Origin of the sequence: Paracoccus cavernae (genome assembly GCF_042430175.1) — a bacterium.
Taxonomy (GTDB): Bacteria; Pseudomonadota; Alphaproteobacteria; order Rhodobacterales; family Rhodobacteraceae; genus Paracoccus; species Paracoccus cavernae.
Genome location: NZ_JBHMDZ010000049.1, coordinates 118,100 through 139,218 on the forward strand (window position 1 = coordinate 118,100; position 21,119 = coordinate 139,218).

At 65.1% G+C, this 21,119-nt stretch carries 21 protein-coding genes and 1 tRNA gene; 7 read left to right on the forward strand and 15 right to left on the reverse strand.

The features are described 5' to 3' along the window. Positions 1 to 91 precede the first annotated feature (91 nt). The 3 genes from rpmB to ACFFUC_RS18375 all read left to right on the forward strand — a co-directional run bounded on the left by rpmB (position 92) and on the right by ACFFUC_RS18375 (position 1,421). Positions 92 to 367, forward strand: a complete 276-nt coding sequence (gene rpmB, locus ACFFUC_RS18365; protein WP_377688373.1) for a 50S ribosomal protein L28 — start codon at positions 92 to 94, stop codon at positions 365 to 367. Positions 368 to 548: 181 nt separating this feature from the next. Then, entirely contained in the window at positions 549 to 881 is a 333-nt protein-coding gene (locus ACFFUC_RS18370; protein ID WP_377688374.1) for a hypothetical protein, read from the forward strand. A gap of 33 nt (positions 882 to 914) precedes the next feature. Then, a complete protein-coding gene (locus tag ACFFUC_RS18375; protein WP_377688375.1) occupies positions 915 to 1,421 on the forward strand; it encodes a copper chaperone PCu(A)C in 507 nt (168 codons plus the stop codon). A gap of 51 nt (positions 1,422 to 1,472) precedes the next feature. Here ACFFUC_RS18375 and ACFFUC_RS18380 read toward each other — a convergent pair whose 3' ends face one another. Together ACFFUC_RS18380 and ACFFUC_RS18385 are read right to left on the reverse strand one after the other, a co-directional pair. Next, a complete protein-coding gene (locus ACFFUC_RS18380) occupies positions 1,473 to 2,267 on the reverse strand; it encodes an arylesterase (RefSeq protein ID WP_377688376.1) in 795 nt (264 codons plus the stop codon). Continuing rightward, on the reverse strand, positions 2,264 to 4,768 hold the full coding sequence (locus tag ACFFUC_RS18385) for a heavy metal translocating P-type ATPase (protein WP_377688377.1): 2,505 nt from the start codon (positions 4,766 to 4,768) through the stop codon (positions 2,264 to 2,266). The genes ACFFUC_RS18380 and ACFFUC_RS18385 overlap by 4 nt, the downstream gene beginning before the upstream one ends. Positions 4,769 to 5,250: 482 nt before the next feature. Between ACFFUC_RS18385 and ACFFUC_RS18390 the strand changes: the two genes are divergently transcribed. Continuing rightward, positions 5,251 to 5,838, forward strand: coding sequence for a L,D-transpeptidase (locus ACFFUC_RS18390; protein WP_377688378.1), 588 nt, complete (start codon positions 5,251 to 5,253; stop codon positions 5,836 to 5,838). Positions 5,839 to 5,859: 21 nt separating this feature from the next. Next, positions 5,860 to 6,918 carry a tRNA 2-selenouridine(34) synthase MnmH gene (gene mnmH, locus ACFFUC_RS18395; RefSeq protein ID WP_377688379.1) on the forward strand — a complete coding sequence of 353 codons (1,059 nt, stop codon included), beginning with the start codon at positions 5,860 to 5,862 and terminating at the stop codon, positions 6,916 to 6,918. Between the two features lie 30 nt (positions 6,919 to 6,948). Here mnmH and ACFFUC_RS18400 read toward each other — a convergent pair whose 3' ends face one another. The 9 genes from ACFFUC_RS18400 to ACFFUC_RS18440 form a co-directional block, all read right to left on the reverse strand. Next, positions 6,949 to 7,752 (reverse strand): purine-nucleoside phosphorylase, encoded by an 804-nt coding sequence (locus tag ACFFUC_RS18400; protein ID WP_377688380.1) that lies wholly within the window; start codon positions 7,750 to 7,752, stop codon positions 6,949 to 6,951. Beyond that, complete coding sequence (locus tag ACFFUC_RS18405; RefSeq protein ID WP_377688688.1) at positions 7,736 to 8,701, reverse strand: ABC transporter permease; 966 nt, start codon at positions 8,699 to 8,701, stop codon at positions 7,736 to 7,738. The genes ACFFUC_RS18400 and ACFFUC_RS18405 overlap by 17 nt, the downstream gene beginning before the upstream one ends. After that, positions 8,701 to 9,798 (reverse strand): ABC transporter permease, encoded by a 1,098-nt coding sequence (locus tag ACFFUC_RS18410; RefSeq protein ID WP_377688381.1) that lies wholly within the window; start codon positions 9,796 to 9,798, stop codon positions 8,701 to 8,703. Before ACFFUC_RS18410 ends, ACFFUC_RS18405 begins: the two co-directional genes overlap by 1 nt. Then, positions 9,798 to 11,498, reverse strand: coding sequence for an ABC transporter ATP-binding protein (locus tag ACFFUC_RS18415; protein ID WP_377688382.1), 1,701 nt, complete (start codon positions 11,496 to 11,498; stop codon positions 9,798 to 9,800). Before ACFFUC_RS18415 ends, ACFFUC_RS18410 begins: the two co-directional genes overlap by 1 nt. Then, the gene (locus tag ACFFUC_RS18420; RefSeq protein ID WP_377688383.1) at positions 11,498 to 12,487 is read right to left on the reverse strand and encodes a BMP family lipoprotein; all 990 of its coding nucleotides are present in this window, start codon (positions 12,485 to 12,487) and stop codon (positions 11,498 to 11,500) included. Before ACFFUC_RS18420 ends, ACFFUC_RS18415 begins: the two co-directional genes overlap by 1 nt. A gap of 92 nt (positions 12,488 to 12,579) precedes the next feature. After that, positions 12,580 to 13,083 (reverse strand): GNAT family N-acetyltransferase, encoded by a 504-nt coding sequence (locus tag ACFFUC_RS18425; RefSeq protein ID WP_377688384.1) that lies wholly within the window; start codon positions 13,081 to 13,083, stop codon positions 12,580 to 12,582. Beyond that, positions 13,080 to 13,667: a tRNA (adenosine(37)-N6)-threonylcarbamoyltransferase complex dimerization subunit type 1 TsaB gene (gene tsaB, locus ACFFUC_RS18430; protein ID WP_377688385.1), complete on the reverse strand. Its 588-nt coding sequence runs from the start codon at positions 13,665 to 13,667 to the stop codon at positions 13,080 to 13,082. Before tsaB ends, ACFFUC_RS18425 begins: the two co-directional genes overlap by 4 nt. Next, positions 13,660 to 14,217 carry a NifU family protein gene (locus ACFFUC_RS18435; protein ID WP_377688386.1) on the reverse strand — a complete coding sequence of 186 codons (558 nt, stop codon included), beginning with the start codon at positions 14,215 to 14,217 and terminating at the stop codon, positions 13,660 to 13,662. The genes tsaB and ACFFUC_RS18435 overlap by 8 nt, the downstream gene beginning before the upstream one ends. Positions 14,218 to 14,370: 153 nt before the next feature. After that, on the reverse strand, positions 14,371 to 14,826 hold the full coding sequence (locus tag ACFFUC_RS18440) for a universal stress protein (RefSeq protein ID WP_377688387.1): 456 nt from the start codon (positions 14,824 to 14,826) through the stop codon (positions 14,371 to 14,373). Positions 14,827 to 14,981: 155 nt separating this feature from the next. Between ACFFUC_RS18440 and ACFFUC_RS18445 the strand changes: the two genes are divergently transcribed. After that, complete coding sequence (locus ACFFUC_RS18445; RefSeq protein ID WP_377688388.1) at positions 14,982 to 15,824, forward strand: sugar transferase; 843 nt, start codon at positions 14,982 to 14,984, stop codon at positions 15,822 to 15,824. Positions 15,825 to 15,925: 101 nt separating this feature from the next. Here the strand turns inward: ACFFUC_RS18445 and truA are convergent, their stop codons facing one another. The 3 genes from truA to ACFFUC_RS18460 form a co-directional block, all read right to left on the reverse strand. After that, positions 15,926 to 16,744 carry a tRNA pseudouridine(38-40) synthase TruA gene (gene truA / locus ACFFUC_RS18450; RefSeq protein ID WP_377688389.1) on the reverse strand — a complete coding sequence of 273 codons (819 nt, stop codon included), beginning with the start codon at positions 16,742 to 16,744 and terminating at the stop codon, positions 15,926 to 15,928. A 29-nt stretch (positions 16,745 to 16,773) separates the two neighbouring features. After that, complete coding sequence (locus tag ACFFUC_RS18455; RefSeq protein ID WP_377688390.1) at positions 16,774 to 17,793, reverse strand: 5-bromo-4-chloroindolyl phosphate hydrolysis family protein; 1,020 nt, start codon at positions 17,791 to 17,793, stop codon at positions 16,774 to 16,776. Between the two features lie 215 nt (positions 17,794 to 18,008). Next, positions 18,009 to 18,082: transfer RNA gene (locus ACFFUC_RS18460), tRNA-Gly, on the reverse strand. Positions 18,083 to 18,188: 106 nt separating this feature from the next. Between ACFFUC_RS18460 and ACFFUC_RS18465 the strand changes: the two genes are divergently transcribed. Next, positions 18,189 to 19,637, forward strand: a complete 1,449-nt coding sequence (locus ACFFUC_RS18465; protein ID WP_377688391.1) for a TrkH family potassium uptake protein — start codon at positions 18,189 to 18,191, stop codon at positions 19,635 to 19,637. Here the strand turns inward: ACFFUC_RS18465 and ACFFUC_RS18470 are convergent. Then, complete coding sequence (locus tag ACFFUC_RS18470; RefSeq protein WP_377688392.1) at positions 19,561 to 21,033, reverse strand: peptidoglycan-binding domain-containing protein; 1,473 nt, start codon at positions 21,031 to 21,033, stop codon at positions 19,561 to 19,563. The two genes, ACFFUC_RS18465 and ACFFUC_RS18470, sit on opposite strands and share 77 nt — an antisense overlap. Positions 21,034 to 21,119 lie beyond the last annotated feature (86 nt).

Here is a 21,119-nt window from a genome sequence, read left to right on the forward strand (position 1 = left end):
CCACGCAAATAGATTTCCGGGCGCTGCCTCGCGGCGCCTTTTGATATTGCGGGCTCCCGCCCGTCCAGATGCGAAACGAAGGAACACGAACATGTCGCGCGTTTGCGAACTGACCGGCAAGGGCCCGATGAGCGGGAACAACGTTAGCCATGCCAACAACAAAACCCGCCGCCGCTTCTTGCCGAACCTGAACGAGGTCTCGCTGATCTCCGACAAACTCGGCCGCAGCTTCTCGCTGCGTATCTCGGCAGCTGCGCTGCGCTCGGTCGACCACCGTGGTGGTTTCGACGCTTTCCTCGCGAAAGCCAAAGACGCCGAGCTGTCGGACCGCGCCCTGAAAATCAAGCGCGAGCTGAGCAAAGCCTGATTGCTGCGGATCTTGGTCCAAAGCCGGATTTGACGAAAACCCCGCCCCTGTGGCGGGGTTTTTGCATTCGCGGGGCTGTCGTTGCCGGCCACGGAGCCGGAACCGCTGCGGCGCGGCCTGCGACAAGAACGGGGATGCATCCGCCTGTGAGCGGCCCTAAACTGCGACCATGATGCCCGCGATGCGCCTTGTCCTGATTCTCGTTCTGGTCCTCACCGGCCAGACCTTGGCCGCCGCGCGCGGTCAGGCGCAGATTGCGGGCGAGATGGTGCTTTGCGCGGGCGAGTTCACCATGCGCGTCACCGTCGATGCCGAAGGCAATCCGGTCGAGCGCGTCACGATCTGCCCCGATATGGCGCCGAGCTTGATGCAGGCGGTGGCGCTTGGCGCTGATTTCACGCCTCCCGAGCGCGCGGCCCATGCCTTCCGGCCCCGCCCTTTGACGCTGTCCCATGCCGAGCCCGAGGCGATTCCCGCCCAGGCGCGCGATCCTCCGTTTCTGTCCGCGATCTGATGCAACACCGGATATGAACGAGGAGAGATGATGATGTTCAAACCCACCCTGACCGCTTTCGCCGTCATGATGCCCGCTTTCGCTTTCGCGCAGACCGCCAATGCACCGGTCTCGGTCACCGAGGCTTTCGCGCGTTCGAGCAACCCGAAATCCGGCGCGGCCTATATGGTTTTGACCAATGACGGCACCAGCGCCTGTACGCTTGCAGGGATCGCGACCGATCTGGCCGACAGGGCGGAGCTGCATACGATGCGCGACGAAAACGGCGTGATGAAGATGATGCCTGCCGATCCTTTGGTGCTCGAACCCGCGACCAGCCACAAGCTCGCGCGCGGTGGAGACCATGTCATGCTGATGGGCATTCACGAGCCGCTGGTGCAGGGCCAGATGATCCCTTTGACCTTCGATTTCGGCGATTGCGGCACGCTGAATGCCGAAGTCATGGTCAATAACGAAACCGCCCCCGGCGCGCATGGTGCGGGGCATGGTGCGGGTCACGGGGCTCCCGTCGCGCCCGCCTCGGAGCATTCGGGTCATTAAGCGCCGCCCTCCGGCGATTGTCGGGTTGGGGCAGGCAGGGACCGCGCGGGCTTAGGGGCCGGCGCGGTCCTTTTCATTCTGCGCGCGGGTCTTGGCGATCAGGGCAAGAACCTGCGGCCCCAGCCCCTGTGCTATTGCCTGCTCGACCCCTTTGGCCGACAGATGCAGGCCGTCCTTTTGCAGATGCTCTGCGGCTCCGGCCCCTGTTTTCGGCCCCGAGGCCGCCCAAACCGGCGCATAGAGATCGGGCAGAAGCAGGGTCTCGTGGCGCGCGGCGAGCCTGTGCCACATCGCGGCGATATCGTCGGGGCTGATGCCCTGCATCGTCTTGGGCGGGGTGATCCCCACCAGAAGGACCGGCCGTCCGCCCGCTTTGGCCTGACGGATGATCACATCGAGGTTCTTTTCGATATCGGGCAGCGCCCAGCCCATCAGGAAATCATTGGCGCCCAGCTCGACCACGACCGCATCGGGGCGGTGGCGCAGCGCCCATTTGATGCGGATGCGCCCGCCATAGCTGGTATCGCCGGTCAGCCCCGCATTGATCGCCTGCGCATCCGCACCTTGCGCATCGAGCCAGCGTTGAAGCTGCGCGACAAGGCCCTGATCGGGCGGAAGGCCGTAGCCCTCGGTCAGGCTGTCGCCGAAAACGAGAATGCGGATCGGCCGGTTCGCTTCATCCTTCGCGGAAGAAAGGGGGACATGTCCGGTCCGCGCCTTTGGCGGGGCGGCGGGGGTGATGGTCAGGCCGCTTCCGTCTTGGGCATGGCCTGCCCCGCTCGAGACCAGCGGGGCAAGGACCAGCGCGACAAAAGCCGCGCCGGTTATCGTTGCAAGCCTTCTCATCCGGCGCGCTTCAGGCGCAGCGCATTGGCGACCACGAAGACCGAGGACAGCGCCATCGCACCTGCCGCAAGCATCGGCGAGAGCTGCGGGCCGCCGAAGGGCACCAGAACGCCCATCGCGACGGGAATCAGCGCGACGTTGTATCCGAAGGCCCAGAACAGGTTCTGCCGGATATTGCTCATGACCGAACGGCTCAGCCGCAGGGCGCGCACGACCCCCATCGGATCGCCGCCGACCAGAACGACCTCGGCCGATTCGATGGCGACATCGGTGCCTGTGCCGATCGCGATGCCGGTTTCGGCCGCGGCGAGAGCGGGGGCGTCGTTGATCCCGTCACCGACAAAGACGGTGCCCGTGCCGAAATCGCGGATCGCCTTCAGCTTGCCTTCGGGCAGGACGCCTCCCATGACGCGGTCGATGCCGAGCTGGCGCCCGACCGCTTCCGCCGTGGCTTGCGTATCGCCCGAGATCATCGCGGTTTCGACCCCGAGCTCGTGGAGCGCGGCAATCGTGGCGACCGCCTCGGGGCGGACCGGATCGGCAAGCGCCATGACCGCGACATGGGCGCCGTCGACCACGAGATGCGTCGGCGTCGCGGCCTTGGTGGCGAAATCCTGCGCTTTGGCGAGCAAGGCGGGATCGGGCGCGATCCCCGCCTGTTCCAGCGCGGCGGGGTTGCCGATCAGGATCTCGTGGCCGTCGACCTTGGCGCTCAGACCGCGTCCGGTCGAGGTCTGAACCCCGGAGGGCTCGGGCAGGGTGATGCCTTCCTCTTTGGCCGCACGCACGATCGCAGCCGCCAGAGGATGCTCGGAGCGGCTCTCGGCCGAAGCGGCAAGGCGCAGGGCCTCGGCGCGCGGAACGCTGCTTTGCGCCGAGATCTCGATCCCGACCAAAGCGGGGCGGCCCTGCGTCAGCGTGCCGGTTTTGTCGAAACCCACGATGCGCGCATCCGACAGGCGCTGCAGCGCATCGCCGCGCCGGAAGAGGACGCCCAGTTCCGCACCGCGGCCCGTGCCGACCATGATCGAGACAGGAACCGCAAGTCCCATCGCACAGGGGCAGGCGATGATCAGGACCGAGATCGCGGCCACGAGGGCCGGTGCCAGCGCGGGGGCGGGCGCAAAGACCATCCAGAGCGCGAAGGTCAAAAGCGCGAGGCCGATCACCACCGGCACGAAGATCGCGGTAATTTTGTCGACCATGGCCTGAACCGGAAGTTTCGCGGCCTGCGCATCCTCGACCATGCGGATGATACGGGCGAGCGCGGTATCGCCGCCGGTCGCAGTGACGCGGAAACTCAGTGCCGATGTGCCGTTGACCGTGCCGCCGGTGACGCGCGCGCCTGCCGCCTTCTCGACGGGGACGGGCTCTCCGGTCAGCATCGATTCGTCGATGAGGCCACGCCCTTCGGTGACGATTCCATCGACGGCCACCCGCTCGCCGGGGGCGAGACGGACGATATCGCCGGGTTTGAGATCAGCGACCGGCATGGTCACGACCTGACCGTCACGCTCGACGCTGGCGGTATCGGGCGCGAGCTCGACCAGTTTGCGGATCGCGTCCGAGGCCTGCCCCTTGGCGCGCGCCTCGAGCCAGCGGCCGAGCAGGATCAGCGTCACGATGACGGCGGCTGCCTCGAAATAGACGTAGCGCGATTGCTCGGGCAAAAGCGCGGGCAGGAAAGTCGCGATGGTCGAGTAAAGCATCGCCGCTCCCGAACCCAGCGCCACGAGGCTGTTCATCTCTGGCGCGCCGCGCAGCAGGGCAGGAATGCCGAGCTTGAAGAAGACGCGGCCCGGCCAGACAAGCACCGCCAGCGTCAGCACGAACTGCATCAGCCAGATGTTTTGCGTGCCGAACGTGACATGCAGCCAGTGGTGGAAGGCGGGCAGCAGATGGCCGCCCATCTCGGTCACGAAGACCGGCAGGGTCAGGATCAGCGCAATCAGAAAGTTGCGTTTGATCTTTTGCGCATCATCGTCGTGATTGTGGCTATGGGCGGCGATGCGCGTCGGATCCTCGCGGCGCAGGGTGCTGGCATAGCCTTTGGCGGTGACGATATCGGCCAGATGCTGCGGCAGTACCGACGGATCGTGATTGACCGTCGCGACGCCGGTCGCGAGGTTGACAACCGCCTCGGTGACGCCGGGAACGGCCCTGAGCGCCTTTTCGACGCGGCCGACACAGGAGGCACAAGTCATGCCGGTGACATCAAGGCGCGATTCGCGCGGCGCGGCAGGATAGCCGAGCTTGCCGAGCGTCGCGGTGACATCGGCCAGCGCTGCGGGATCGTCGAGGCGCATGGTCGCGCGGCCCGTCGCCAGATTGACGCGGGGATCGCTGATGCCGGGAAGGGCCTTCAGCGCTTTCTCGACGCGGCCGACGCAAGAGGCGCAGCTCATGCCGGTCACGTTCAGCTCGACCTCGGGGCCGGCTGTTGCATCCGGTCCGTCATGGCCGTGTGCGGTATGGGCGGGAGTTTTAGGAAGCGTATCCATATCTTTTTCCTGTTCCGAAAGCTGGGTTCAGCGGTTCAGACAGGAAAGCCGGCGGCGCTTGCGGGCGTCGGGGCAAGGCACGCGGCCTTTGTTCCTTGAGCAGGGTTTGCAACCGGCTCGAGCCCGGATGGGGCACATTCTCGGTGGGCATCAAGGGGTCGAGGGCAAGGCTCAGGCGGGCCAGACGCGGACGGGCCGCAATATGGCAACGGCAGCTTCGCCCGCCACGGCCACGGCACAAATGGCCCGGACGCGCCAAGGCACGACGCCGGTGCGCTGGGCAGTGGCGCGCCTGTCCCTCGCAGGACGGCTGAAGCGGGCATTCGGTTCTGGTCATGGTCATTCCACCTGATGCCTTAAAGCTAGTGACACCGGCGCAACGTTTCAACCATCCAGGGGCTCCGTCACGTTGCTTTGAGTTGAAACAGGCAAAACTTGCCTATAGGCGAAAGGAAAGACCACAAGAGATTGCAGGACAAGACATGAACCGTCGCCAGATTTTGATGCTCTCCGCTTCGCTGATCGCCGCGCCGTCGCTGGTTTTTGCCCAGCAAGGCCTGCCCGCCGCGCCGCGCGCCAATGCCGCGCCGACGCCTGCGCGTGATCCCTATGCTCCGGTGGAAGTCGCGATCCGTCCCGATTTCGAGGTCGGCAGCATTGTCGTCGTCTCCAAGGATTACTTCCTCTACCACGTCATCGCACCGGGCCGCGCGGTCCGCTACGGCGTCGCCGTCGGCAAGGCCGAACTGGTCTGGCGCGGCAAGGCGACCATCGGGCGCAAGACCGAATGGCCGAGCTGGACGCCCACGCAGGCGATGATCAAGCGCAACCCCGGCCAATATGCCAAATGGTCGGACGGCATGCCCGGCGGCCCGCAGAACCCGCTCGGGGCGCGTGCGCTTTACCTCTATGACGCGCGCGGCAACGATACCGCGATCCGCATCCACGGCACGACCGAGCCGAATTCGATCGGGCGTTCGGTGTCTAACGGCTGCATCCGCATGCGCAACGAGGCGGTGATGGATCTGTTCGAGCAGGTCCCGCTGGGAACGCCGGTCTACGTTTACTGATTCCGGAACGGCCCGGCCGCTATGGCTTTGAAACTCGATCAGGTTCTGGACCCCGCTCTGGCGGGGTTCGACACGATTATCGACGTCCGCTCGCCCTCGGAATTCGCCGAGGACCATCTACCGGGCGCGATCAACCTGCCCGTGCTCGATGACGAGCAGCGCGCGCAGGTCGGAACCATTTACAAGCAAATCTCGCCTTTCGATGCCCGCAAACTGGGCGGCGCGCTGGTTGCGGCCAATGCGGCGCGCCATATTTCGGGCGCTCTGGCCGACAAGCCGGGCGGCTGGAAGCCGTTGGTTTACTGCTGGCGCGGCGGGCAGCGCTCGGGCTCTTTCGCGATGATCCTCAGCCAGATCGGCTGGCGCGCGGAAAAGATCGAGGGCGGTTACAAAAGCTGGCGCGCGCAGGTCGTGCGGCGTGTGGCCGAACTGCCGGTGCTCTCGCCCGTGGTGGTCATCGACGGCAATACCGGCAGCGCCAAGACGGAGATCCTCCAGCGCCTCGCTTTGCGTGGCCATCAGGTCATCGACCTCGAAGGTCTGGCGCATCATCGCGGCAGCCTGTTCGGCGGTCTTGCGGGCGGGCAGCCCTCGCAGAAGATGTTCGAGGGGCGTCTGGCGGCAGCGCTCGAAAGCCTCGATCCGGCGCGGCCGGTGCTGATGGAGGCCGAAAGCTCGCGTGTGGGCGATCTTTCGGTGCCGCGCTCGGTCTGGAAGGCGCTGATCACGGCGCCGCGTCTGCATCTCGACGTGCCGGTCGACGAGCGTGCGCGTTACATCGCGCGGGGCTACGGCGATATCGCCGCCGATCCCGCGCAACTGGCTGCGATCATCGAGAGGTTGAGGCCGCTCCATCCTGCCGCGCGGATCGGCGATTGGTTCGAAAGGATCGATGCGCAGGATTGGGAGAGCCTCGCTTTGGGGCTGATGCGCGACCATTACGATCCGCGCTACAACAGCCACCGCGCGCGCCATGACGAGGGCAGGGGCGCGACGGTCGCGCTCGGGGGCCTCGGCGATCTCGATGCGGCGACGGATGCGGTCGAGGCGGCTTTGGCCGCGATGGCTCGGCGGTCCTGAGCTAAGGGGCGACCGGAACGGCGAAGCCGTCTAAAGCCCGTCGCGCAGGAAACGGCGCAGGATTTTCTCCAGTTTCGCGGCACCGATCGGGGCCATGGCTTTGGTGTGGTCGTGGCTGATCGCCTCGTCGCTCAGCCCCGCGCCCATATTGGTCACGACGGAAATGGCGGCGCAGCGCAGCCCGAGAAAGCGGCCCAGAATGATTTCGGGTACGGTCGACATGCCGACCGCATCCGCGCCGAGAACGCGCGCGGCGCGGATTTCGGCGGGCGTCTCGAAGGAAGGCCCCGAGAACCAGCAATAGACTCCTTCGGGCAGATCCACGCCCTCGGCCCTGGCTGATGCGGCAAGACCCGCGCGGATTTCAGGGTCATGGGCCGTGGTCATCGGCACGAAACGCGCCTCGGTCGTTTCGCCGATCAACGGGTTGGTGCCGGCGAAGGCGATATGGTCGGACAGCAGCATGACCGAGCCGGGCTGCATGTCGTCGCGCAGTGATCCCGCCGCATTGGTCAGCAGCAGTTTGGTGCAGCCAAGTGCCTTCAGCACCTCGAGCGGCAGACGCATCGCATCGGCGCGTCCGCTTTCATAGTAATGCGCGCGGCCGGCGAAAACCGCGACGCGGCGGCCCTCAAGCGTGCCGATCACGAGCTGCGGCACATGGCCCGAGACGCCCGCATGGGGGAAGCCCGCCAGTGCCGAATAGGGGATCGCCACGCCCTCGACCGCCTGCGCGAGATGGCCGAGACCCGAACCAAGCACCAACCCGTATTCGGGCGGCTCGTCGCCCGCTCGGTCGCGGATCAGGCGGGCAAGCTCAACGCTCTTTGACATAGGGCTCTCCTCCGGCGCGGGGCGGAATGGCGCGGCCGACAAAGCCCGCAAGGATGATCACGGTCAGGATATAGGGCAGCGCGTTCATGAACATCGAAGGCACGGTGACCGGCCCCAGCACGAGATCGGGGAAGCGGTTGGCGACGGCCTCCATCAGGCCGAACAGGAAGGTTGCGAACAAAGCGTACCACGGCCGCCATTTCGCGAAAATCAGAGCGGCGAGCGCGATGTAGCCGCGACCGGCGGTCATCTCGCGCACGAAACCGGCCGAAAGCGCGGTCGAGAGATAGGCACCGGCAAGCCCGCAGAGAATGCCGCAGATGATCACCGCGCCATAGCGCATCCGCGTGACCGAAACGCCGGCGGTATCGACGGATGCGGGGTTCTCGCCCACCGCGCGCAGGCGCAGGCCGAAGCGCGTGCGGTAAAGCAGCCAAGCGGTCGCGGGGACGCAGAGAAAGGCGATATAGACAAGGATCGTATGGCCCGAGATCAGGTCGGCATAGATGCGCCCCACCACCGGCACATCGCGCAGCCGGTCGGCGAAGGGCAGGGTGATCTCGCGAAACCGCGCCGCGCCTTCGAGCGAGGGGGTGCGTCCGCCGAGCCCGAAGATCCTTTGCCCCAAGAGCACCGTCAGCCCCGAGGCGAGGAAGTTGATCGCCACCCCCGAAATCAGCTGGTTGCCGCGGAATGTGATCGAGGCCGCGCCGTGGATCAGCGCCATGGCAAGCGCGCCCGAAACCCCCGCGACCAGCCCCAGCCAAGCGCTGCCGGTGGCATAAGCGACCGAGGCGGAGACGAAGGCCGCCATCAGCATCTTGCCTTCCAGTCCGATGTCGAAGACCCCCGCGCGCTCCGAATAAAGCCCCGCAAGGCAGGCGAAAAGCAGAGGCGTCATCAGGCGGATGGCGCTGTCGAGGATCTGAAGAAGCGTGTTGAAATCCATCACTCGGCCTTCCCTTTGCGGCCGGCCGCGAACAGCCGTTCGAGCGGTATGCGCACCATATTGTCCAAAGCGCCGGTGAACAGGATCACGAGGGCCTGAATGACGGTGATCAGCTCGCGCGGGATCGAGGTCCACAGCGCCAGCTCGCCGCCGCCCTGATAAAGAAAACCGAACAAAAGCGCGGCCAGCAGGACGCCGAACGGGTGGTTGCGGCCCATCAGCGCCACGGCGATGCCGATGAAGCCGGCCCCTTCGACCGAGTTCATGACCAGACGTTCCGCCTCGCCCATGACGTTGTTGGTGGCCATCAGACCGGCCAGACCGCCCGAGATCAGCATGGCGACAATGGTGATGCGCACCGGCGAGATACCGGCGTAAAGCGCGGCAGGCTCGGATTTTCCGAAGGCGCGGATCTCGTAGCCGAGCCGCGTACGCCAGATCAGGAACCAGACCGCCACACAGGCGGCAAGCGCGATGATCAGCGTGACGTTGGCGGGGGTATGCTCGCCCCAATCAAGTCCGAGACCGGCGAGGATTTCGCTGATCGAAGGCAGATGCACGCTTTCGGGAAAACGCGGCGTGGCGGGGTCCATGCTGCCCAAGGGACGCAGCTTGTTCACCAGCAGGTAGTTCAAAAGCGCGGCGGCGATGAAGTTGAACATGATCGTCGTGATCACGATATGGCTGCCGCGTTTGGCCTGAAGCCATGCGGGGATCAGCGCCCAGAGCGCGCCGAAAGCCGCCCCTGCCAGCGCCGCACCGACCAGCGCCAGCGACCAATGCGGCCAAGGCAGATAGAGGCAGGCCAAAGCCACGCCCAGACCGCCAAGCGTCGCCTGGCCCTCGCCCCCGATATTGAACAGCCCCGCGTGATAGGCGACCGCGACCGCAAGGCCGGTGAAAATGAAATTCGTCGCGTAATACAACGTAAACCCCCAGCCGTAGCTGGAGCCGAGCGCGCCCGTCACCATGACCTTGAGCGCCTCCCACGGGTTTTCCCCGATCGCGAGGATGACCAGCCCCGAGATGATGAAGGCAAGCAAAAGAGACAAAAGCGGAGTCAGGACGACATCCGCCCATTTCGGCATTTTCTCCATCAGGGGCGGTCTCCGGAGGAAGGTTGGGCGGCACCGTTCGCGGCACGCAATGCGGCGGGCAGCAGGGCGGCATTGGCCGGATCGGCAGGATCAAGCCCCGCCATGAGGCAGCCGAGATCGGTCGAGCTGGTCTTTTGCGGGTCGCGCTCGCCCATGATGCTTCCGTCGAACATCACGGCGATGCGGTCGGAAAGCGCGCGGATCTCGTCCAGCTCGACCGAGACCAGAAGCACGGCTTTGCCCATGTCGCGCAGCTCGATAATGCGTTTGTGGATGAATTCGATCGCGCCGATATCCACCCCCCGCGTCGGCTGGCCGACGAGCAACAGATCGGGATTGCGCTCGATCTCGCGGGCGACGACGATTTTTTGCTGGTTCCCGCCCGAGAAATTCTTGGCGGCAAGATCTGCATCGGGGGGGCGGACGTCGAAACGCGCGATCTTGGCTTCGGCATCGGCGCGGATCGCCTTGTTGTCCATCAAAAGCCCCGCGTTGAACTCGGGCGCGTCCTGATAGCCGAAAGCGACGTTCTCCCAAGCCGAAAAATCCATGATCAGCCCCTGGATCTGGCGATCCTCGGGGACATGGCCGATATGGGCGCGGCGGCGTTCGCGCGCATTGGCGGCATGGCCGCTCAGGGGCAGGGGGGTGCCGTTGATCAGGATCTCGCCCGTGATCTTTGCGCCCAGTTCGGGATATCCGCCGAGGATTTCGAGCAGCTGGGTCTGGCCGTTGCCGCTGACGCCCGCAAAGCCCAGAACCTCGCCGGCATGAATGGTGAAACTGACGCCGCGCAGACGCTCCACGCCGTCGCGGTCGGTCATGGCGAGGTTGCGCACTTCGAGGATCGGCGCGCCGGGTTTGGCCGGCGTTTTCGCGACATTGAGCAAAACCTTGCGTCCGACCATCAGCTCGGCCAGCTCTTCGGGGCTGGTTTCGGCGGTCTTGACCGAAGCCACCATCTGCCCGCGCCGCATGACCGAGACATTGTCGGTGACCGACATGATCTCGCGCAGCTTGTGGGTGATGAGGATGATGGTTTTCCCCTCTTTGCGCAGACCTTCGAGGATGCGGAAAAGATGATCGGCCTCGGCGGGGGTCAGCACGCCGGTCGGCTCGTCGAGGATGAGGATATCGGCCTGACGATACAGCGCCTTGAGGATCTCCACGCGCTGTTGGTGCCCGACCGAGAGCTCCTGGATCAGAGCGTCGGGATCGACCTGCAGCTCGTATTCCTGCGCCAGCCGTTTCAGCTCGCGGCGCGCGCGGCCGAGCGAGGGGCGCAACAGGCGGCCGTCCTCCGCGCCGAGGATGATGTTCTCGAGAACGGTGAAATTCTGGACCAGTTTGAAGTGCTGGAAGACCATGCCGATGCCGGCGCGGATCGCGGTCTGGCTGTCGGAAATGGTGATCGGTTCGCCGTTGATCAGGATTTCGCCGGAATCGGGGCGGTAAAATCCGTAGAGGATCGACATCAGGGTCGATTTCCCAGCGCCGTTTTCGCCGATGATGCCGTGGATCGTCCCGCGCGGCACGCGCAGGTCGATCCCCTTGTTGGCATGAACGGGACCGAAGGATTTCGAGATCCCGCGCAGTTCGATGGCATAGTCGCCAGCCCCGCCCGGAGCCGGTTGCAGCCCTGCCGAGGCCTGCCCCGCTGTTGCGGGATGTGTCGGGCCGGTTTCGGCAGGGCCGGTCATTACTGCACCGGACAGGTGTTGTCGGTCATGTAGTCATGGGGCGTGATCGCGCCGCTGGTGATCTCGGCCGTGACCTTTTCGATCGCAGCGGTCATTTCGGGGGTGATCAGCGGGGCGTTGAATTCGTCCATCGCCAGCGAAACGCCGTCCGATTTCAGATCCATCACGCGGATGCCCGGCTCGACCTCCGCGCCGGCCTTGAAAGCGTCGTAGACCGAATTGTCGACGCGCTTGACCATCGAGGTCAGCATTTTGCCCGGATGCATGAAGTTCTGGTTGCTGTCGACGCCGATCGAGAGGATGCCCTCGTCCGCAGCAGCCTGAAGCACGCCGATGCCGGTGCCGCCCGCAGCCGCATAGATCACGTCCGCGCCTTGCGATTTCTGCGCCTTCGCAAGCTCGCCGCCCTTGACCGGATCGTTCCAGGCCGCAGGGGTGGTGCCGGTATAGTTGATCAGGACTTTGGCGTCGGGATTGGTCGCTTTGACGCCCTGCGCATAGCCACATTCGAATTTGTGGATCAGGGGGACGTCCATGCCGCCGATAAAGCCGACCGTGCCGGTTTTCGATGCCATGGCCGCCAGAACGCCGGCGAGATAGCTGCCTTCGGGCTCGGCAAAGATCACCGACTGGACGTTGGGCTGTTCGACCACGGTGTCGATGATGACGAATTTGGTTTCGGGATAGTCGGGCGCGATCTTGGTCAGGACCTCGCCAAAGGCGAAGCCGGTCATCACGATCGGGTTCGCGCCGGTTTCGGCAAGGCGGCGGAGCGCCTGTTCGCGCTGGGCCTCGGACTGCATTTCCAGCTCTTTATAGCTGCCGCCGGTCTCGGCCTTCCATTGTTCGGCACCGCGATAGGCGGCCTCGTTGAAGGATTTGTCGAACTTCCCGCCGAGATCGAAAATCAGGGCCGGATCGGCCGAAGCAACGACTGGCGAGAGGCACAATGCGGCCGCGCCGGCCAGCAGAGACTTCATCAAAGACATGGGGACCTCATTCAGAAAGGCAGACAAAAAGCGGATGATTCCGCGCCATTAGTCTGAATTTGGGCGCAGGCGCCACACGGCGTCAACAGGGATTATGGCGCGTCGAGCAGGTGCTCGAGGATCAGGGCGTCAATTCCCGCCGCGTAATAGTTGCGCCGCCGGCCCGCTTTCACCCAGCCTGCCTTGGCGTAAAGGGCCTGCGCCGCGAGATTGTCCGATGCGACCTCGAGAAAGGCGCGCTCGGCGGCGCGGCTTCTTGCCTCGGCATGAAAGGCGCCGAGCAGGGCCGTGCCGCTGCCGCCGCGCCGCATTTCGGGGGCGACGGCAAGGGTCAGAAGCTCCGCCTCTCCGGCAATGGCGCGGCCGATCAGGAAACCGTCCGGACGGGTCAGCAAGAAGCATCCCGCCGATTGCAGGATGCTTTCGATTTCGGCTTGGGACCAAGGACGGGGATGGGCGGGAAAAGAGCGCGCATGGATCAGCGCGAGCGCGGCCATATCGACCCCGCTCAGGCCTTCGCGGATGCCGTTTCCGTGGGCGGTGGGCTGCCCCGACGGCTGTCCCGTCGGATCCTGCGTTGCGACAACCTGCGTCACGACAAGATGAGCGGGCCCGAATCGCGGGCTGGCGCGGCATCGGCGGGGCGCAGATAGATCGGTGCGGGGCGCGGCTGCTCGGTGCCCAGACGCGAGAGCGCCAGATGGGCGACGCCTTCGGCAATGGCCGTGTGATGCGCCTCGGCAGGGCCGTCGGGCAAAAGATCGGCGGGGGTCGAGGCAGGATCGCTCAGCGGGCCTTGGGGGCCGAAGTCCTGCCAGATGACCTCGCCCGCGCGGGCGGGGATCACGATGCGGCAGGGGCGACGCTGCCCCCATGCACGGGCCTCGCAGGCGCCGATGCCGATCGCGGGAATGTTGAGGGCGAGCGCAAGGCCGCGCGCGGCCGCTACGGCAATGCGGATGCCGGTGAAATTGCCCGGTCCGGTGCCGACGCCGAGCACGGAAAGGTCGGTCCACTTCAGACCGGCCTCGTCGAGCACTTCTTGCAGCAGGGGCAGAAGATGCTCCGCCTGACCGCGCGCCATGTCGACATGGCGCGAGACCACGACCTTGTCGCCGCATATCAAAGCGGCCGCGCAATGCGCGGCCGATGTGTCGAAGCCCAGAGCGTAATCAGCCAACGGGACGAACCTCTGTCACTTCGGGGATATAATGGCGCAGCAGGTTCTCGATCCCCATTTTCAGCGTCAGGGTCGAGGAGGGGCAACCGGCGCAAGCGCCCTGCATGTGCAGATAGACAACGCCGCGGTCGAAGCCGTGGAAGGTGATGTCGCCGCCATCCTGCGCCACCGCGGGGCGGACGCGCGTGTCGAGGAGTTCCTTGATCTGCTCGACGATCTCGCCGTCGGGGCCGTCATGGGCGGAATGGCCGCCGGTTGCGGCACTGCCTTCGATCGCTGCGGCACCCGATTGGAAATGCTCCATCACGGCGCCCAGAACGGAAGGTTTCAGATGGTCCCAGACCACCGAATCATTCTTGGTGACGGTGATGAAATCCGAGCCGAGAAAAACGCCGGCAACGCCGTTGATGGCGAAAATGCGGCGCGCCAGCGGGCTGGTCGCTGCGGCCTCGGCCGTGGGGAAATCTGCGGTACCCTGACCAAGAACGGTCTCGCCCGGAAGAAACTTCAGCGTGGCGGGGTTCGGGGTGGTTTCGGTCTGGATGAACATGGCGGCTCCTTTCGCCAAGATATGGGGATCTCGGGGGCCTCAAGTCAAGCGCCGGACGGGTAAAATGGCCCCTTTTGCCGCAAGCGCGGGTTGTGCCGCCTTTTGCTGCCTCCGACCGCCATGCGGCGGGGCATTGCGGCACCGGACGCGCCCTCAGGTGATCTGTTCGAGCCGCTCGCGGCTTATGTCGCCCGGCACGATGGTCACGGGGCAGGGCAGGGTCGGAATTTCGCGCAAAAGCCGCGTGATCAGCGGGCCCGGTCCCGAGCTCTCGCTCGAGGCGGCAAGCACCACGACGCCGATTTCGGGATCGGCCGAGATCTGCGCCAGCAACTCGGTCGCGGGATCACCCTCGCGCACCACCAGCTCGGGATCGACGCCGGGGCGGTCGCGCATCCATTTGGCGAAAACCTCGAAATGGGCGGCGATCCGTTCATAGGCCTCGGCGCGCATCACATCGGCCACGCCCATGCCATGCTGGATCTCGCCCGCAGGTATCACCGCGAGGACCTGCACCCCGCCATTGGTCTTGGCCGCACGCATCGCCGCAAAGCGGATCGCGTTGAGGCATTCGCGCGTATCGTCCAGCACCACCAGAAGTTTGCGCATCCGTGCCTCGTTTTTGGTATCGGTTGAGCAAAGACTGGCCGAAAGGACACGGTCGTTCAAGGACTCGCGTTAATCATGTTTCCAATCATTTGCTTTTATTGGGTGGTGTGTTACCGCGGTTTTGTCGACAAGCGACACCTGTACCGAGGGATGACGTGACTATTCAGCACGATTGGGATCGGGCCGGAAGCCAGACGGTAACGCCACTGAAAAGTGTCGATCTCGATTGGGTTGGCGGCAACGAGAAAGGCGGGATGACCTTCCGCAAACGTGCGTTTGACGTGGTCTTCGCGCTTATCCTGCTGATTCCGCTGTCTTTCGTCATGGCAATCGTCGCTGTGGTCCTGCTGGTCATGCAGGGTCGCCCGATCCTTTACGTCGCGCCGCGCATGCGTGCGCCCGGGCAATCCTTCGATCTTCTGAAATTCCGCACCATGCTGCTCGAGGAAACCGATTCGGGCGCGACAGGTGCACATAAAAACTGGCGTATCACCAAGGTCGGCCGCTTTCTGCGCCGCACCCGTATCGACGAATTGCCCCAGCTTTTCAATATCTTGAAGGGCGATATGAGCTTTGTCGGTCCGCGCCCGCCGCTGCGCGAATTCGTCGAGCGTTTCCCCGTCCAATATGCGCAGGTCCTGCGCAACCGTCCGGGCGTGACCGGCCTTGCCACCATGATCTACCACGCCCACGAGGACGGGATCATGGCGCGCTGCCAGACGGCGGAGGCCACCGAAGAGGCCTATTACCGCCGCTGCCTGCCCACCAAACTGCGCATCGACATGATCTATCTGCGCCGCGCCCGTCTGCGCGTCGATTTGTGGATCATCATGAATACGGTGATGACGGTGATTCTTCCCAATTGGGAGGGTCGCGGTCCCTGCCGCCGTTCGATGAAAGCCGCGGCCGAGCGTAGCAAGGCAGCCTCGAAAGCGGGAAAGAAGCAGGCGGCGAACGCCAAGACAACCACCAAGACGGGCGAGAACAAAGCGGGCTGATTTCAGCCCTTTTTTCTTGCCTGCGGGCGTCCCGTCACAGACGGTCACTTCCCTTCCGCCATCCCGACATCAGAAGCTGTTCGCTGCGCGGCTCGGCATCGTCAATCGGCAAAGACCTGATCCGCGCCGCCCGCATTGCGGGCAGGATCAAAGGGATCTTCGGGATAGACCGCTCCCATCAGATACAGCCCCTGCGGCGGGCAGACCGGCCCGCATGCCGCGCGGTCGCGTGCAGCCAGCGCGGTCGCGACCTGATCGGGGTGCCAGCTTCCTGCACCCACCCGTTCGAGCGTACCGACGATCGAGCGCACCTGATTGTGCAGAAATGACCGCGCCTCGAGGCGGAACTGGTATTCGCGGCCCGAGGGCAGGGCGATCTCGGTGATCTCGATCCGGTCGATGGATTTCACCGGACTGGCCGCCTGACACATGGTCGAGCGGAAGGTTGTGAAGTCGTGTTTGCCGATCAGATGGGCCGCGCCCGCGCGCATTGCCTCTGCGTCAAGCGGGTTGAGCACCTGCCAGACTTTGCCGCGTTCATGGGTGACGGGCGCGCGCCGCGCCACCAGCCGGAACAGATACTTCCGCCCCACGGCCGAGAAACGCGCGTGGAAATCCTCGGTGACGCGGGCTGCGGCGGTGATCGCGATCGGATCGGGCTTGAGATGCCAGTTGAGGGCCTGTGACAGCCGGAAGGGCTCCCAATCCGCGGCGAGATCGGCATGGGCGACCTGACCCATGGCGTGGACGCCGGCATCGGTGCGCCCCGCAGCGGCTATCCGGGCGCCTGCGGCAAAGCCCGGATCGAGGCGGGCCAAGGCGGCCTCGATCTGGCCCTGTACGCTGGCATGTGCGGCCTGTGCCTGCCAGCCCGCGAAGGGCAGGCCGTCATATTCGATCTTGAGCGCGTAACGCGGCATTTGGAGAGATGGTCCTGTTGGTGCTGGGGTCAGCGCGGCTCGCGGTCGCGATCCTTGTTCGGCATGACGAGATTGCCCGGCACATCCTGCGAACGGAAGTCGAGCGCAGGCGGCTCGGCGCTGTCGGCGGGGCCGCCTTCAGTGCGGATGCCCTCGCGCGCAAGGCGGTCGCGCAGAACCTGCATCTCGATATCGAGATTGGTGCGGCTACCCTCGATCATCTGGCGGGTGCGGGCGGCGAAATTGGTCTCGAGATCGGCCAGAAGCGTTTCGTAATCCTCGCGCGCCTTGGGGTCGCGGGTCTGGGTGTAGAGATCGGCGAATTTCACCGTCGCGTCGCGCGCCCCCATCAGATAGACGCCGAGATAGCGCCGCGCATTCGAGATCTCGCCGGGATTTTCCTCGATCTGCTTGAAGAGTTCGCGGGCGGTCGCACCGAACATGTGGACACGGGCCTCGAGGCGGCGGTCGCCGGTGCGCAGGATCGCGTCGCGCATCGCGCGCAGGTAATCCTCGCCCTCTGCAACGATGCGGGCAACGCGGTCTTGCTGGAAGCTGTCGATCCCTTCCATGCCCTTGTCGCTCATCGGGTCCGAGCCGAAGCTCAGCCAATGCAGGATCGCGCCTGCCACGCCGATGATCCCCGCACCGGCAGTCGCGGCGCTGCCCGGCTCGAAAGAGCCGACCGCAAGGCCGAGGCCGGTGAGGATGCCGCCGAAAAGCTTGCGCGGGATCGAGGGGCGGCGCGCGACGCGGCGCGCGTCATAGGCGGCCTCGGCCTTGAGACCCTCGCGCGTCATCCACATGCCCGATGCCAGAATGCCGAAACCGGCAAGGCTGGTCGCAAGGCCGAGCGGCTCCTGAAAGAAGGCTCCGATCAGCAGGGGGGTGGCTGCTGCCGTGATCCAGACCGTGCGCGATTCGAGCGGGTGGTGCCCTTCGCGCGGCGAGGGACGCGGCAGGTCGCGAGGATCGCTGCCGCGGAAATCGCGGTCGCGGTCGTCGTTGCGGGAATCGGGCGAATATTTGCCACCGAAGCGCTTTGCCATGACGAGACCCCGTTACGCCGCGCCAAAGATCGACGCGTAAAGCGTCAGGCCGATCAGCAGGTAGAAAGAGAGACGTTTCTTGGCACGCGGCGTCATGGATGTCCTTTCGGCTTTCCCAGCCAGGAGAACACCTCGAAGCGGGTGCCCGTTCCATGATCCGCCCGTTTTTGACCGGCGGATCCGGATGCTCGACCGGCGCGGAAGGCCGGAAAATCTGGAGCGGGTGATGGGAATCGAACCCACGTATTCAGCTTGGAAGGCTGCTGCTCTACCATTGAGCTACACCCGCGTCCGACCTCCTATAAGGTGCTGATGCGCCTCGCGCAAGCGCCAGTCTCTTCATGGGCAAGCGCCAGTCGCTTGACGATGCGGCTGTGTCGCGTCAAGCAGGCAGCATGATAGATATTCGCCCCGTCGCCAATACGATCGGAAAGCTGGTTGTCACGCTGGGGGCGGCGATGGCTTTGCCGATGTTTGTCGACCTCTATCACGGCGATCCGAATTGGCAGAGTTTCTTTCAATCGGGGCTGATCTGCGTGATTCTGGGCGCTTTGATCACGCTGGCGACGCGCACCAACGACCAGTCGCTGACCATGCAGCAGGCCTTCGTGCTGACCTCGGGATTGTGGATCGTGCTGCCGGCCTTCGGCGCTTTGCCCTTCGTGATCGGTGCGCCCCATGTCGGGCTGACGGATGCGTTTTTCGAATCGATGTCGGGCATGAGCACGACGGGCACGACGGCCTTCCCCTCGCTCGACAGCCTGCCCAAGGGCACGCATCTGTGGCGCGCGCTGCTGCAATGGCTCGGCGGCTTGGGTATCATCGTCGTCGCGATGATCTTTTTGCCGGTGATGAAGGTCGGCGGCATGCAGTTCTTCCGCTCGGAGGGCTTCGATACTTTGGGCAAGATCCTGCCCCGCGCCTTCGATATCGCGATGGAGACGACGCTCGTCTATATCTTCATGACGGGTGCCTGCGTGGTCACGTTCATCATTCTCGGCATGGACGGATTCGACGCGATCTTCCACGCGCTGACCACCTGTTCGACCGGCGGCTTTTCCAACCGCGACGCGAGTTTCGGGGCCTATCCCGGCGCACCGCAGCTGGCGGCATCCTTTTTCACCATCCTCGCGGCTTTGCCGTTCCTGCGCATGGTGCAGCTGGTGCGCGGCGATGCGATGCCGCTCTGGCGCGACGCGCAGGTTCGCGCCTTCCTGCGCTGGATGTTCTATGCAATCGCGGTGATCGTGCTTTACCGGCTGGCATGGCTTCAGGCGGAGAACCCGTTCCATGTCATCCGCGAGACGATTTTCAACGTGGTGACGCTGACTTCCGGCACGGGATTCGGTTCGAGCGATGTCACGCAATGGGGCCATTTCCCCTTCGCGATCCTGATCATCATGGGGCTGATCGGCGGCTGTACCGGCTCGACCGCCTGTTCGATCAAGGTCTTCCGCTATCTCGTGCTGCTGCAGGCGATCCGCGCGCAGATCCGGCGCATGCACTCGCCCCATCGCGTCTTTCCGCTGATGCTCGAGGGCAGGCCGCTCGACCGCGATGTCGTGGGTTCGGTCATGGCGTTTTTCACGACCTTCATGCTGGCTTTCGGCTTGCTGATCGTGGCTTTGGCGCTGACGGGGCTGCATCCGCGCACGGCGCTGACCGGCGCCTGGGCGATGATCGCCAATATCGGGCCGGTCTGGGGCCCCGAGATCAGCGCCAATGGCGCGGTCGACCAGCTGCCGACCACGGCCAAATGGCTGATGATTACGGGGATGTTTCTTGGCCGGCTCGAGCTTCTGTCGGTGCTGGTGCTGTTTCATCCGCGCTTTTGGCGCCAGTAGCAGCGGCAGCGTCCGGAGTCTGAGCGGGCGACAGCAGCGCCTCGTTTCCGGCGGGCGCGAAGCGGGTGATCGTATCGGCGATCTCGATCGCGATGCGGTGCTGGTTTTCCGCGTCCGAAGCCGGCCAGATCAGCACGAAACCTTGTGCATGACCGTCGATCACATGGGCTTCGGCATAGCCGATATGGGTGTCGTTCCGGCCCTTGAGGATCGCGGAATTGGCGGTGATCGCGCGTTCGGGCGCGGGCACCCAGCCCAAAGCGGTCACGAGGCCGGTCAGATCCAGCATTTCCTGACGCCCGCCCGGTTGCGAGAACAGGATCAGCGCCGCGCCCGAGCCGTCTTTGGGCCCGTAAATCGACAGAGCGCGTTCGGCGCGGTCATATTGGAGCCGGTCCATCGGCGCGGGCAGTTGCAGACCGGTGGGTGCATCCTGCAGATCGGCCAGCCCCATCTCTGCGCGCCATGCGATGCGGCGCTCGATCAGGGCCTGCATGGCGGCCGCGGGCTCGGGATGGCCGCGCAACGCAACGACTTCCTGCGCGATGGCAAGGCGGGTCTTGGGGCCGTCCTTGCCGTCGATCGCGCCGTCGTAATGGCCGCTCCAACGCAGGGCGCGCTGGACGTCGGCCAGCTCGGGCATGGCAATCTCGGGCGTGCCTTCGGCTGCCGGAGCGCCAAGTTCGGGCGCGCTTCCCGCAACCGTTTCGGTCCCCATCTCGCTGATGTCGGAGACGAAAGCATCCTTGGAGACGGTTTCGGCATTGCGGAAAGCCGTCAGCCATGCACGGGCGGTCGCCTCGGGGGCGGGGCCGATCGCGACGGTGAAGCGGCCGTTCTTGAGCTGCCACAGACCCGCCTCGGGCAGGGACTCGCGCCATTTCGACAATGCCGTATCGGCTTTGGCGCGGTCGCCAAGGGTTTCGACGCGGATGTAAAAGCCCTCGGGCGGGGCAGGGGCCACCACCGGCTCGGGTGCGGCGACCGCTTCGGGCGCGGCGGGCGTTGCCGCGGCCGCAGGGGCCCCGGCGGCGGGCGTTACTTGTGCCGCTGCCGCAGCATCCGGCGCGGGGCCTGTTTCTGCGCCATTTGCGTCAGCGGCTGCTGCTGCTGCGGCCACCGGCGTCAGGCTGCGGCCTTCGGCTGCGGCGATGAAGCTGTCGGCGGGGACCTTGTTTTCGGATTTCAGCGTCTCGAGGCGCGGTTCGGCGGTTTCACGCGGCATCGGGCCAAGCGCGATCCCGACCCAGCCGTCGCTCAGGTTGAAGGTCACCACATCGGGCAAGCTCGCGGCCCAGCTTTCGGCGGCGGTCTTGGCGGCTGCCTCGCCGCGTTTCGCCTCGATCCGGATGACCACGTCTTCGGCAAAAGCGCCTGTCGCCATGAGAAGTGGCATGGCTGTTCCGATTATCATGGCAAAGCGCCGCATGAATTCGCCCCTCTGATTGACCCTGCTCTGCCCTCTTTATAGAAGGCGACAGA